General features: G+C 60.0%; 10 protein-coding genes. 1 reads left to right on the top strand and 9 read right to left on the bottom strand.

Annotation, left to right across the window (positions count from 1 at the left end; genetic code table 11):
• Positions 1-119 precede the first annotated feature (119 nt).
• Positions 120-1013: a LysR substrate-binding domain-containing protein gene (locus tag CFU_RS16455; RefSeq protein ID WP_041743599.1), complete on the top strand. Its 894-nt coding sequence runs from the start codon at positions 120-122 to the stop codon at positions 1011-1013.
• Positions 1014-1017: 4 nt separating this feature from the next.
• Here CFU_RS16455 and CFU_RS16450 read toward each other — a convergent pair whose 3' ends face one another.
• The 9 genes from CFU_RS16450 to CFU_RS16410 form a co-directional block, all read right to left on the bottom strand.
• Positions 1018-1305 (bottom strand): ArsR family transcriptional regulator, encoded by a 288-nt coding sequence (locus CFU_RS16450; protein ID WP_238531325.1) that lies wholly within the window; start codon positions 1303-1305, stop codon positions 1018-1020.
• A gap of 74 nt (positions 1306-1379) precedes the next feature.
• A complete protein-coding gene (locus tag CFU_RS16445) occupies positions 1380-2330 on the bottom strand; it encodes an AraC family transcriptional regulator (RefSeq protein ID WP_014007162.1) in 951 nt (316 codons plus the stop codon).
• Positions 2331-2473: 143 nt separating this feature from the next.
• Positions 2474-3106 (bottom strand): trimeric intracellular cation channel family protein, encoded by a 633-nt coding sequence (locus tag CFU_RS16440; RefSeq protein WP_014007161.1) that lies wholly within the window; start codon positions 3104-3106, stop codon positions 2474-2476.
• Between the two features lie 135 nt (positions 3107-3241).
• Positions 3242-4969, bottom strand: coding sequence for an ABC transporter ATP-binding protein (locus CFU_RS16435; protein WP_014007160.1), 1728 nt, complete (start codon positions 4967-4969; stop codon positions 3242-3244).
• Between the two features lie 8 nt (positions 4970-4977).
• Positions 4978-6168 carry an ABC transporter permease gene (locus CFU_RS16430; RefSeq protein WP_014007159.1) on the bottom strand — a complete coding sequence of 397 codons (1191 nt, stop codon included), beginning with the start codon at positions 6166-6168 and terminating at the stop codon, positions 4978-4980.
• An 8-nt stretch (positions 6169-6176) separates the two neighbouring features.
• Positions 6177-7115 carry an ABC transporter permease gene (locus tag CFU_RS16425; protein WP_014007158.1) on the bottom strand — a complete coding sequence of 313 codons (939 nt, stop codon included), beginning with the start codon at positions 7113-7115 and terminating at the stop codon, positions 6177-6179.
• Between the two features lie 19 nt (positions 7116-7134).
• Complete coding sequence (locus tag CFU_RS16420) at positions 7135-9162, bottom strand: M3 family metallopeptidase (protein ID WP_041742220.1); 2028 nt, start codon at positions 9160-9162, stop codon at positions 7135-7137.
• Between the two features lie 73 nt (positions 9163-9235).
• Complete coding sequence (locus CFU_RS16415; RefSeq protein ID WP_014007156.1) at positions 9236-11035, bottom strand: ABC transporter substrate-binding protein; 1800 nt, start codon at positions 11033-11035, stop codon at positions 9236-9238.
• Positions 11036-11135: 100 nt separating this feature from the next.
• Complete coding sequence (locus CFU_RS16410; protein WP_014007155.1) at positions 11136-12932, bottom strand: ABC transporter substrate-binding protein; 1797 nt, start codon at positions 12930-12932, stop codon at positions 11136-11138.
• Positions 12933-13264 lie beyond the last annotated feature (332 nt).

Here is a 13264-nt window from a genome sequence, read left to right as displayed (position 1 = left end):
TGGCGATATGCGCTGGCATCTGTGCTGATTTCAGCGCTTGCAGCAAGTATCGCTTTGCGCGATACTTTTGAATATCAGATTGTTTAGAACAAACAGTTTTGAAAAACGGGATGGTTGTCATGCGACAAATCAGTTTTGACCTCGACGTATTGCGTACCTTCACTACCGGCATCGACCTCGGCAGCTACGCCAAGGCGGCCGACCGCCTAGGGCGCTCTACGTCTGCGGTGAGCGCGCAGCTGAAGAAGCTGGAGGAACAGGCCGGGGCGCCGATTTTCCGTAAAGCCGGGCGTGGCCTGGCGCTGACCGCGGCCGGCGAGATCCTGCTGGGTTACGCGCGCCGCTTGCTCGATCTCAACGACGAAACCGCCAGCGCGGTGCGCGGCGTCGAGCTGGAGGGCGAGGTGAGGCTGGGATTGCAGGAGGATTTCGGCGAAGCGCTGCTGGCGGACGTGCTGGGACGTTTCATGCGCGCCCATCCGAAAGTGCGGGTTGAAGTCTGCGTTGCGCGCAGCACAGACCTGCGCGAGCGCGTGACCCTGGGCCGCATCGATCTGGCTTTGCTGTGGGAAAGCGGTACGCCGGCGCTGAACGCGCAACGGGTGGACGACCTGCCATTGTGCTGGATCGGACCGGCGCAGGATGTTGCGCAAGTGCAGGCCGGCGTGCCCTTGCCGCTGGTATTGCTGGACGCGCCTTGCATGCTGCGCGATATCGCTTCGAACGCGCTGGACGGCGCCGGCATCGCCTGGCGCCATGCGTTCACCAGCGCCAGCCTGGCCGCGCTGTGGGCGGCCTCGGCCGCGGGGCTGGGGCTGACGGTGCGCACGCCGATCGGCCTGCCTGCCAGCTTGCGCATCATCGAGCCGCAAGCGGCCGGCTTGCCGGCGCTGCCGCCGATCGGCTTGTCCTTATACCGTGCACATACGATGCCAGGGCCGGCGGTGAACCGGCTGGAAGAATTGCTGCTGCAGGCGGTGCACGAAACCATCCGCAGGATTGCGGCGGCGTGACTGTTTATGTTGGCTGAGTGATGAGCGCAGCCGAATTCTGATCGATGCCGAGCTGCGCTTTCAGGCCAGCCCACCCTTTAGGCGTGACCTGGACAGCGCGCGAAGATGGCGAACGGCGCAGCCATCCCGCCGCGCATAACGCGCGCATCAGCTGCACGCCGAGCGGGCCGGCCAGGTGGTGGCTGCGCTCGGTCCAGTCCAGGCATTGCCGCGCCAGTCCGTGGCGCGTCGGCTTGATTGCTGCGACATCGACGCCGATAACGGCGAACCAGGCGTTGCCGGCAGCGGACAATTCAAACTGCTTGTCTGCGCCCGCCACAATCAATTGGCGGCCGCACTCGCATGGCGCCAGGCGCTGCAGCCGGATTAAAGCGGCACTACCGGGATGCAAAGGTCGCACTCGAAGATACCGGTTTTTTCATCGTAGCCGGCGTCGACCGGGTAGTACTCGAAGAACGGACGGGTATCGAGCTGCATGCCGCTGGCCGGCAGCCAGTCGCGCAGCAGGCGAGTCCAGGTTTCGCCGATATCGCGGCCGGTGCCGGCGTAGCGGGTCACTGCGTAGCTGCCGCCGGGAACGGTGGTGCTGAACGATTTGCCGCTGGCGACAAAATCGTCCGGCACTTCGACGCCGGCGTCGTAGCGGCATTTGTCGGCGCTGGCGATGCCCGGGTCGTCATGGCTGATGCCGTAGCGCGGGCGGCCGAACAGGTCGTTGGTTTCCATCCACGGGCAGACGGTCTCGCCCCAGAATTCCGAGATCGGCTGGCCATAGGGGCCGATGTAGCGCAGGTAAGCTATTTTGGCGGCTGTCCGCTGGACGATTTTGACTTTCATGGGAATCTCCATAGTGTCTGTTTGGGAGTTTCCATGATGGTCTGGAATGGGACTGTTTTCCTGATCCTGCTTGCGGTGCGGCTGACCAGGATTGCTGTTGCGGCCAGCTGCAAGCTGCGCGGCCCAGCGGTCCGCCTGCCCCTGGCGCCATTCGCTGGCGGTGCAGCCGAAGCGGATCTTGAATGCGCGGGCAAAGGCCTCGGTCGAACCGAAACCCACCGATAATGCGATTTCCAGGACTGGCACGCCGGGCTGGCCGATCAGCCGCAACGCCGCCATTTCCAGCCGGCGCCGGCGCAGGTAGTCGCCAAGGGTTTCACCCATCCATGCCGAGAACAGGCGGTGAAAGTGAAACGCCGAAAAATGGGCGACTTCGGCCAGCGTGCTCAGTTCAAGCGTCTGGTCGATGTGGCGGTCGATATGCTCGATCACTTTGTGCATGCGCCTGGCATAGGCGACCTGATTTTCTTGCGATGTCATGGGTAATCTTAGTCCGAGGCAGCGCCATGCGCCACTGCTTTCTGAACCGGGATGTTACGCAAGCTTAGCGCCCAGCAGAGCCAGGGCCGGCGGACAGGGGAGTGCGCGAGGTCGGCAGCAAGCAAGGCAACCGACCAGATTTGTCAAAGCACGGCTTTCGGTAGATGCCAGCCGTATGAGACCGCGACCAGGCGCAGGGTGAAACAGGCAGCTCCGCCAAGCAAGGCGGCGGGACCTGGCGCCATGCCAAGGCGGCGGGCGGCAAGTACGGAAAAAGCGCCGAAGAAAGCTGCGGTGGCGTAGATATCCGCCTGCAGCACGGCCGGCACGCGCGCCAGCAAGATGTCGCGTACCACGCCGCCGCCGACTCCGGTGACAGTACCCATCAGCATGGCGACGAATGGCCGGATGCCGAACAGGATAGCTTTTTCCACACCTGCCACGGCAAACAGGGCCAGGCCGGCGGCGTCCAGCACCAGGATCAGCGTCGCGGGGAAACCCTGCACTGTCGAATGGAACACAAAGGTCAGCAGGCCGGCCAGGAAGGTCAGCACCGGATAGCGCCAGTCGCGGATGGCGTTCGGCGGCGTGGCGCCAATCAGCAGGTCGCGTATGACGCCGCCTCCAAGCGCTGCAACGAAGGAAATCACCATCACCCCAAGCAGGTCGAGGCCGCCGCGCATTGCGCTCAGGGCGCCTTCTATTGCAAACACCAGGGTGCCGGCCAGGTCCGCTGCCAGCACGATGGTTTCAGTCTTCAGCTTTATCCTGTTCATTGACGGCAGCGCCTGTTTTTGTGATTGGTGCTGGCAAGCTATATCTAAATTTCCGAGACGTCAATCCGCGGCGTAAACGAGAACGGGGCACAGCTCACGCTGTACCCCGTTGTTGAAGCGCTGGCAGCCCGTTCTTCAGTTTTGCAAACCGCGAGGAATCGCGCTCAGCAACTGGCGAGTATAAGGATGGGTCGGATTGTGGTACAGCTCGTCCGAGTTGGCCAGCTCCACCACTTTACCCTGGTGCATCACCATCACCTGGTCAGCCAGGTATTTGACTACCGACAGATCATGCGAGATGAAGATGTAGCTCATGCCGAACTCTTCCTGCAAGTCTTGCAACAGATTCAACACCTGGGCTTGCACCGACACGTCCAGCGCCGAGACCGATTCATCGCACACCAGGATTTCCGGGCGCATGGTCAGGCAGCGCGCAATCGCAATCCGCTGCCGCTGGCCGCCGGAGAATTCATGCGGATAGCGATGATAGGCGATTGGCGGCAGGCCCACCTTTTGCAGCAGCTGCATCGCCATCTCGGTGCGCTCGTTGTCGTCGCTGCCGATCTGGTGGATGCGCATCGGTTCCAGCAGGATCTGGCCGATGGTGAAGCGCGGGTTGAGCGAGGCGTAAGGGTTCTGGAAAATGATCTGGATGCGCCGCTTGTACGACATGAACTCGCTGTTGGACATGCCGATGATGTCCTTGCCTTCGAACAGCGCTTGTCCGGATGTGGCCTGGTGCAGGCGCATCAGGGTCAGGCCGACGGTGGTCTTGCCGGAACCGGATTCGCCCACCACACCGAGCGTCTTGCCGCGCGCCAGCTTGAATGAAACGTCTTGCACCGCCTTGAATTCCTTACGGCCGAACAGGCCTTCGCGGAAATAAAAGCTCTTGCCCAGGTTGCGCACTTCCAGCAGGGTATCTTCCTGGCCGCTGCAGCCGCGGCTGCGTTCGCGCAGGTCGAGGTCGGCGCCGTTGTTGCCGTTCATGTAGTCGCTGATGACCGGCAAGCGCCATGGGCGGGTGTCAAGCGAAGGGCGGCACATCAGCAAGGCCTTGGTGTAAGGGTCCTGCGGTGCTTCGAAGATTTGCCGCACATCGCCTTTTTCGCGCACTTCACCATGGCGCATGACGATCACTTGGTCAGCGATTTCGCCCACCAGCGCCAGGTCATGGGTGATGAACAGTACCGACATCTTGTGGCGTTTGCGCAGGGCTTCGATCAGGTCGATGATCTGCTTCTGGATCGTGACGTCGAGCGCGGTGGTCGGTTCATCGGCAATCAGCAGCTTGGGTTCGCAGGCGATCGCCATGGCAATCATCACGCGCTGCTGCTGGCCGCCCGACATCTGGCTCGGGTAAGCGTCGATCTTGGTCGCCGGCGATGGAATCCCGACTTCTTCCAGCAAGGCGATAGCACGGGCGCGCGCCTGCTTGGCGTTCATGCCCATATGCAGCTGCAGCACTTCGCCGATCTGGAAGCCGACGGTGAACACCGGGTTGAGCGAGGTCATCGGCTCCTGGAAAATCATCGAGATTTCCTTGCCGCACATGTCGCGCCGTTCGTCCGGCGACATGGCCAGCAGGTTGCGGCCTTCAAACTCGATGACGCTGGTGGCGGCGATGCTGGAGTTATCCTTCGGCAGCAGGCCCATCACAGCCAGCGAACTGACCGATTTGCCGCTGCCTGATTCGCCCACCAGGGCGACGGTGGTGTTGTGCGGAATGTCGAAGGAAATGCCCTTGACGGTTTCCACCATGGTTTTTTTATCGGTACGGAAACTGACACGCAGGTCGCGCACGCGCAACAATGGTGCGCTGTCTTGTCCGATGTGTTGATTGTTCTGGTTGGTCGATTGCATGATGTCTCCTATTTCAACTTCGGATCAAGGGCGTCGCGCAGCGCATCGGTAAACAGCGAGAACGCCGTCACCAGGATCGCCATGGCGATACTTGCAGCCGCCAGCTGCCACCATTTACCAAGGATTAATTCGTTTTGCGCTTCGTTCAGCATGCTGCCCCATGACACGACGCCGACCGGCACGCCGAAACCGAGGAAGCTCAAGATCACTTCCGACTTGATGAAGCCGACCACCGAGATCGACAGCTGCACCAGCGACACGTGGCTGACGTTAGGGAAGATATGGCCGAACATCTTGCTCCAGTGGCTGGCGCCGATGGCGTCCGCCGCCATCACGTATTCACGCGACTTGTGCTTCATGTATTCGGCGCGGATCAGGCGGTAGGTGCCGGTCCAGCCGGTCAGGCCGAGGATCAGCACGATCGCCATCACACCCTTTTGCTGCAGCACCGCGGCCACCGCCAGGATCAGCAGCAGGTAGGGGATGGAGGTGAAGATGCTGTAGAACCAGTTGAAGGCGTCATCGACCCAGCCGCCGAAGTAGCCGGATACCGCACCGAAGATGGTGCCGAGGGCAACCGCCAGCAGCGCCGCCACCAGGCCGACGATGATCGAGGTTTCCGCGCCTTTGATGGTTTTCTTGATGATGTCGTGGCCCCATTTGTCGGCGCCGAACGGCAGGGTAGGTTTGCGGGCCAGCACCACGCTGCCGCCTTTCTTGGCCAGATCAGCACGGATTTCAGCCATTTCCGCTGCCAGCGGATCAGCAATGCCATAGTCATTGGCGACTACCGGCGGAGCGATTGCTACCGTGCCGCTTTTGCGCAGGTCGCGCAGGATGTCGCGCAGCGGATCGACCGGGTTTTCCGGCGGCGGCGCCTCAACGACGGCGTCATTGTCGCTGAAGCCGCGTTCGGCATCGGTCTGAGCCCCCATGAAGGTGGGCGGCGCATAGTTGACGCCGATTTCCTGGGCCCAGTCCTTGGCCAGCAAGCCGCTGGCGGACAGTACCAGCATCAGCAGGTACAGGCCGACAACGGTCATGGCAGCCATGGCGACATGGTCGGCGCGCAGGCGCTTCCAGGCCAAGGCCCACAGGCCGGGCGAATGGGTGGCGCCGGGAGCGCTGCCGAGGGCTACGGTTGCTGCTGTTGCTTCAGGCGCCGCTTGGGCAGGGGCCGAATTTATACTTTGAGTCATGGCGGCTCCTACTTCAGTTGAACGCGTGGGTCGACGGCTTGGTACAGCAAGTCAGTCAACAGGTTGAATATCATGGTGGCGGCGGCGACATAGATCGTGATCGCCTTGATCACCGGGAAATCGCTGCGTTCAACTGCCAAGATCACTTCGCGGCCGATGCCCGGGATCGAGAAGAAGCGCTCGATCAGGAAAGCGCCGATCAGCAGCGCCGGCAGGTTCGACATGACGTTGGTGATGATCGGGATCGCGGCATTGCGCAAGACGTGCACCCACAGGATGCGGCGTTCCTTGACGCCCTTGGCGCGCGCGGTGCGGACGTAATCCTGGTTGACTTCGTCAAGCACGAAAGTACGGTACAGGCGCAGGCTGGGGGCGATACTCACCGCCAGCATGATCAGGATCGGCAGCGCCGAGTAGTGGAACAGGTTTTCCCAGAAGCTGTTGCCCCAGCCTTGCACCGGGAACAGGCTCAGCTTGTAGGCGAACCAGTACTGGAACAGGATGATGTAGACCAGGATACTGACCGACATGCCGACGGTGCAAGCCACCATTACCGCGCGGTCGACCTTGGAGCCGCGCACGAAAGCGACTGCCAGCGCCAGTGCGACGGCGATCAGGGTTTCCAGGATGGTCAGCGGGATCAGCACGGTCATGGACGGCCCGAGGCGGGTCATGATGACGTTGGCGACTGATTCACCGGTGCTCCAGCTGTTGCCGAAGTTGAAGGTGACGATCTGCTTGATGAAGATCCACAGCTGAATGTAGTACGGCTGGTCGATGCCGAGCTGGGTGCGGATGTTGGCGATCTGTTGCGGGTTCGACATCTTCCCTGCCAGGATATAGGCCGGGTCGCCCCCGACCCAGTTGAACAGGAAAAATACCAGTACGATGACGCCGAGCATGGTCGGCAGCATTTGCCAGAGTCGGCGCAGGATATAAGCGGTCATGATGGTTCCTTAGTCTGGCTCAATGCAGGCGCTGGCCTGAAATTTCGTCAAAGAATGCTTTGCTGTTCGGCTCGCGGCCGAGGAAGCTGCTGACCATTTCGCCGGCCGGCTTTTCAGCGCCGCGGGAAAGGATGTCTTTACGGTACAGGTGGCCGACTTCCGGGTTCATCAGCTTGCCGTTATAGCGCGACAGCATGTCCAGCGCCAGCACTTCCGACCACATGTAGCCGTAGTAGCCGGCTGCGTAGCCGCCCATCAGGTGGCCGAACTGGCCTGGGAATTCGGTGCCTGGCACATAACCGAGCGGTGTTGCGCCTTCCATCTTTTGCCAGACGGCGAGCGGCTGCTCCTGGTCGGCCTTGTCGTTGTGGATAGCCATGTCGTAACCCGCATACAGCAACTGGCGGGCATAGCGTATGCCGCGGCCGTAGTTGTGGGCTGCGGTCAGGCGTTGCAGCAGGGCGTCGTCGATGGTCGGGCAAGGGCTCTTGCAGAAGCCGGCCAGCAGCGTCAGCGATTCCTTGCGGCGCGCCCATTCTTCGTACATCTGCGATGGCGCTTCGACAAAATCCAGCTCGACGTTGGTGCCGGCCTGGGTGACGTACTTGGTGTTCGACAGCACGCCGTGCAGGACGTGGCCGAATTCGTGCACCAGGGTTTCCAGTTCGTCGCTGTTCAAGCCGTTGCGGTCGAAGTTGGTGACCAGGGTGGACACCGGCGTGCGATGGGCCAGGGTGCTGACGCCGCGCGTCGCCCAGGCTGCCGCGTGGCCGTATTTGCCTTCGCGCGGGAACAGGTCGAGGTAGATGCCGGCAATGCGCTTTTTGCTGCTGCTGTCGATGACATCGTAGTACTGGACGTCAGGGTGCCATACCGGCACCTCTACACGCTTGAACTCGACGCCGTACAAGGTGCTGGAAACGCTCAGGATCCAGGGCACGGCGGCATCGGTCGGGAAATATTTGCGCAGGGCTTCCTGGTCTACCTTGTAGCGCGACTGCTTGATTTTCTGTTGCCAGTATTCGGAATCCCAGCGGTCCAGCCTGGTCTCGGCCAGCGGCGTCTTCAGCGTTTCGGACTTGAACACGCGCAGTTCTTCGATTTCCTTGATTTCCAGCTGGGTGACCGCGGTTTGCACTTCGGTCAGGAATTTGTCCACGGTCTGCGGATTCTTGACCATGCGCCGGCGCGTCACTAAATCGGCGTAGCTGGGCAGGTCGAACAGGGTCGCCATTTCGTGGCGCAGGTCCATCGCCTCTTTCAGGATCGGCAGGTTCTTCGGCGTGCCGTGGTTGGCGAACGCGATCTGGTAGCGGCGGCGCGCATCGCTATTGTCGGCCGATTCCATGAAGGGCTTGTAATCGGGGTAATCGAAGCCGAGCAGGTAGTTGCCCTTGTCGTCGCGCTTGGCGCGCGCCAGGTAAGCTTCCGGCATGCCTTGCACTTCAGCCGGGGTGAATGTCAGCTTCTGGTTGTTGTCGCGGATGTTGCGGGCGAATTCCTGGCTCAGTTCGTTGAGCTTGTCGAGGATGGCTTTCATGCGCGCCCGCTTTTCCGGCGCCAGCGAGACGCCGGTATCGTCGAAGCTGTAGAGGATATCCTGGCGCAGCTTTTTCTCGACCGGATCGACCGGCTGGATGGCTTTGAAGCGCGCGTACAGTTTTTCGTTCTGGAACAGTTCGGTCGACAGTTTGTTGAGGTCGATCAGGCAGGCTTCGGTGGTGCTGCGGACCTTGGCGTCAGGCGAGACATTGTTGAGGATGTCGACCGGGCCTTGCAAGTCTTCGAAGGCGATCTGCAGGTCGTTCCATTCGGTGAGTACTTTCTTGCTGTCCTTGGCGTGCGCCGGCGACAATTTTTCCAGTGCCGACACGCGCTTGCGCAAGGTGGTCAGGGTGCTGTCGCACAGGGTAGGGATGTCCTCCGCTTTCAGCAAGGGAATCAACGGGCGTTGCGCGTCTTGGGCGGCTGCCTGGTTCAGCATCAGCATCAGTAGCGTTGCTACTGATGCCGTGGTGACCGGCAAGAAAAATGATGATGGTTTCATGCATTTCCTCAAATAAGGGCTGAGTGAAAATTTATAGGGAAAGGGGCGGACGGCGTCTTGCCATCCGCGGGTTTTATTTGGTCTTGTCGATATCGAAATACATCCATTCGGTATGCAGGATCGGGTGCTTTTTGTATCCGATCACCCGTGGCTGCGCAATCATGTTGCGGTAGCGGGCGTAACCGATGCGGGCCGGCGCATAGACTTCCAGGATGCGCGCCATCTTGTGGTACAGCAGGTCGCGCTCGGGGCCGGCCGGCAGTTTCTGGGTTTCGGCGTAAAGGACGTCGTACTCAGGGATCTTGGAGCAGCCATTGTTGTTCTGGCCGATATTCGGCCCGTAGAACAGCTGCATGAAGTTGTCGCCGTCAGGATAGTCTGCAATCCATGGCGCGGTGCGGGATTGCAGTTGGCATTCTTTCTCGGCCTTGAGCAGGTCGGGGAAGGTTTTCAGGTCGCCGACCATCTTGATATGGATCAGGTCGTAGGTCTTCTTCCACATCTCGGACTGTTGTTGGCCGTTGGAATCGGCACGCGCCGAATAACGGACCTGCAACGGCTTGCCGTCCGGCAGGGTGCGCCAGCCGTCGCTGCCGATCTTGTAGCCGAACTTGTCCAGCAGGGCATTGGCGGCGGCCGGATCGAACTGCAGGCTGCTCTTGTAGTCAGGGTCGTAACCGACGATGCCGGGCGGGATAGGGTATTGCAAGGCAATCGCTTCGTCGTTCCAGACCACCTTGATTTCTTCCTGTACGTTATGGGCCATGGCAATCGCGCGTCGCAGCGCGATCTTTTCCTTGCTCAGGCCGCCCAGCACCGGGTCCTTCATGTTCCAGTAGTAATAGCTGATTTCAGGGTCGACGATGCGCGACAGCTGCACGCCTCTCTTGACGAATTCCGGCTTCAGCTTGCCGCCGATCATTGCCTGCGGCGCCAGCGGCCCCATCAGTTCGGTGATATCGACTTCATCGCCCTCGAACGCCAGCAGGCGCGACTGGTCTTCCACCATCACGCTGATCTCGATGCGGCCGATCTGCGGCATGCGCTTGCCCTTCAGCTTGGCGACGATTTCCTGGTCGCCCGGATCGCTGCTAGGCTGGAAATCCCACACGGAGCCGCGGAAATCGGGATTCGCGGTCAATGTCATGCGCGCGCCGCGCACCCAGTTGGTCAGTTTGTAAGGGCCGGTGCCGACCGGGTTGGCCATCACCTGGCCCTGGGCGTCATGGTATTTGTCGACGACTTCGCGGGCGATGGCGCTGGTCGGCTCATGCGCCAGGATCATGCCCAGGTTGAAGTCGGATTGTTTCAGATGGATGCGCAGGGTGTAGCGGTCCAGCAGTTCGAATCCGGCTACCTTGGCGTCGTAATCGAAGTGGTTGGTCTTGCGCGCCTGTTCGGCTACTTCATCCAGGCCGACCACTTTGCCTTCCAGCAGCCAGCTGTGGGGCGAGGCCAGTCGCGGATCGAACAGCCGCTTGTATGAATATACGTAGTCGGCCATGGTCAGTTCGCGCTTCTTGCCGTTGAAGGCAGGATCGTCGGCGAAATAGATGCCTTTTTTCAGCCGTATGGTATAGGTCTTGCCGTCGGCGGACACTTCCGGCAGGGCTTCCGCCGTCAGCGGAATCAGCTTGGCAGGCCTCGCCAGGTAGTCGTAGGTGAACAGCGTCTCGAATACCGATTGCACCACCAGCGCCGAATACAAATCTCGCGTGATGGCCGGATCGAAGCCTGTTTCCGGCGCCACAAAGACATAGCGCAATACCTTTTCGGGATCAGCCGGTGAAGTTGGCGCTGCCACCGATGCCTTCATCGGCAGGGCGCACGCCAAACACGCAACCAATATCCCGCGTAACCAAAGCGAGTTCATACCATGTGTCTCCTTCTAAATGTCTCTAGCTAAATAAATTGGAGCTGCGGCAGGCGATGTTTGCCGCAGCTGGATTGTCCGTTACCGAATAGGTGATGAGTTAGTGTTTTTCGACATCGATGTACGGCCACTCAGCATGCAGGATCGGGTGTTTCTTGAAACCCTTGACCCACGGCCGCACCAGCCAGCTGCGGATGCGGGTCGTGTTCAGGACCCAGGCGGTGTCCGCCTCGAACTGCCGGTTCATCTGCAGGTAGATCTGGTTGCGTTCAGCGCCGAGCGGCAGGGCCATGGCCTTGACGTAGAGAGAGTCGAAAGTGGGCGACTGGTAGCAGCCGTGGTTGCCGTGGCCGGAGTTGGGCCCGTACAGCAACTGCAGGAAATTTTCCGCTTCCGGATAGTCGGCCATCCAGGCGGCGCCCCACATCATCAGTTCGCACGAGGTCGCTGCTTTCAGGTTGTCGGCAAAATTGCTGACGATGAATTTGGTCTTGATGCCGATCAGGTCCAGTCCGCGTTTCCAGAGCTCGGACATTTCCTGGCCGATCCCGCCCTGGTTGGAGGTGTATTTGAGCAGCAGCGGGGAACCGTCGGGCATGGTGCGGTAGCCGTCGGCGCCGCGCTTGTAGCCGAAATGATCGAGCAGCTTGTTGGCCAGCACGGGATCGTAATCGATGCTGGTCCGGTACGCTGGATCATAGCCGCCGACGCCTGGCGCAATGATCATTTCCAGTTTCATGGCCTGGCCATTGCGCAATAAAGAGGCCTCTTCCCTGTTGTTGTATGCCATCGCTATGGCACGCCGCAATGCAATTTTTTCGTTGCTGTAGCCGCCTATGACAGGGTCTTTCATGTTCAGGACAGTGTAAGTAATCCCGGTGTCGACTACACGTTGCAGCTGGATGCCTTGTTCAGCATAGGCGGGCTTGAGTTTGTCGCCGTCCAGCACGCTGAGCGCCGCGGTATCGGGCATCTTGTCGAAATCGATCTGCTTGCCCTGGAACGCCAGCCAGCGCGACTGGTTTTCTTCGATGATGCTGACCTCGACCCTGCCGATCTGCGGCATTTTCTTGCCTTGCATGTCCTTGATGACTTGTTTGTCGATGGCGTCGGTAGAGGGCTTGAAGTCCCAGGTATATCCGCGGAACTCTGGATTGGCGACCAGGACGATTTTGCTACGCGGGACGTACTGTTCCATCATGTAGGCGCCGGTTCCCACCGGATGCTGGCCGGTTTGCTGGCCATAGGCATCGACCACCTCGTGCGCCATGGCGCCAAAGGCGCTGTAAGCGACCACATTCAGGAAGTTGTAGTCCTTGGCGTTGAGGACCACCTTGAGGGTGTAGCGGTCCGGCGCCTGCAAGCCGGCCAGCGGCGCTTCATAGTTGAAATGGCCGGTTTTCTGAGCTTGCGCAGCCAGTTCGTCAAGGCCTGCAATTTTACCCGCCAGGAAATTGGCGGACGGCGAGCGGTTTTTCGGATCAAGCACGCGCTTGAACGTGTAAATGTAGTCTTCGGCGGTCAATTCCCTGCGGACCCCTTTGAAAGCCGGGTCAGGGGAGAAATAAATGCCCTTCTTGATGTGGAAGGTGTAGGTCTTGCCATCCTCGCTGATTTCCGGCATCGCTTCCACTGTCTTGGGCACCAGCTTGGCCGGTCGCGCAAGGTAATCATAGGTGACCAGAGGTTCAAAGATGACTTCGCTGACCCAGCCGGAATAGAAATTCTGGGTGCGCGCCATGTCGAAGCCATCGTCTGCGGCTTCGAATGCGGTTCTTATCACTTTGGTTGGATCGGCCGGGTTGGCTTCGGCACTGCCGGCGACGGCGGCGAGCGCCAGCACGGGTGCTATGAACAGGTGTTTGAGCTGGACGAAATTCGACATTTTACGGATCATTTTTTATGCCTTTTGAGCAAGTGGTTATTTTCTGTCTGCGGTCAAGATGGCTTATCCTGATCACAAACAGCGTCATCTCCGATGACATCGCAATTCTCCGCCGGTAAGCAGATAGGCGATCAATAGTTTCTGTTCCCCACTAAAAATCCGTTAAAGCCGGACTGCGTTGCCTATGGCGCTAGGCTGGAATTGATTCATTTCATGTCTCCTTCGTTGTCGTTGATTTTTATGCCTGACGGTCTGCGCGCGTTCTGGGTCAAGGCGGCATAGTACAGAATCCGGCGTAAAAAGATAGATAATCAAATCGATACTATTGCAAAAATTGCAGCTTT

This window comes from Collimonas fungivorans Ter331 (genome assembly GCF_000221045.1).
GTDB classification, from domain to species: Bacteria; Pseudomonadota; Gammaproteobacteria; order Burkholderiales; family Burkholderiaceae_D; genus Collimonas; species Collimonas fungivorans_A.
Note: the sequence above shows the minus strand (reverse complement) of the source record. Positions and strands in the feature narration are given on the sequence as shown.

What these genes read in the sequence shown, in the direction of transcription:
- CFU_RS16420 (WP_041742220.1), bottom strand. Translation starts at nt 9,162, where the DNA reads ATGAAACCATCATCATTTTTCTTGCCGGTCACCACGGCATCAGTAGCA.
- CFU_RS16430 (WP_014007159.1), bottom strand. Translation starts at nt 6,168, where the DNA reads ATGACTCAAAGTATAAATTCGGCCCCTGCCCAAGCGGCGCCTGAAGCA.
- CFU_RS16435 (WP_014007160.1), bottom strand. Translation starts at nt 4,969, where the DNA reads ATGCAATCGACCAACCAGAACAATCAACACATCGGACAAGACAGCGCA.
- CFU_RS16455 (WP_041743599.1), top strand. Translation starts at nt 120, where the DNA reads ATGCGACAAATCAGTTTTGACCTCGACGTATTGCGTACCTTCACTACC.
- CFU_RS16445 (WP_014007162.1), bottom strand. Translation starts at nt 2,330, where the DNA reads ATGACATCGCAAGAAAATCAGGTCGCCTATGCCAGGCGCATGCACAAA.
- CFU_RS16410 (WP_014007155.1), bottom strand. Translation starts at nt 12,932, where the DNA reads ATGATCCGTAAAATGTCGAATTTCGTCCAGCTCAAACACCTGTTCATA.
- CFU_RS16415 (WP_014007156.1), bottom strand. Translation starts at nt 11,035, where the DNA reads ATGAACTCGCTTTGGTTACGCGGGATATTGGTTGCGTGTTTGGCGTGC.
- CFU_RS16440 (WP_014007161.1), bottom strand. Translation starts at nt 3,106, where the DNA reads ATGAACAGGATAAAGCTGAAGACTGAAACCATCGTGCTGGCAGCGGAC.
- CFU_RS16425 (WP_014007158.1), bottom strand. Translation starts at nt 7,115, where the DNA reads ATGACCGCTTATATCCTGCGCCGACTCTGGCAAATGCTGCCGACCATG.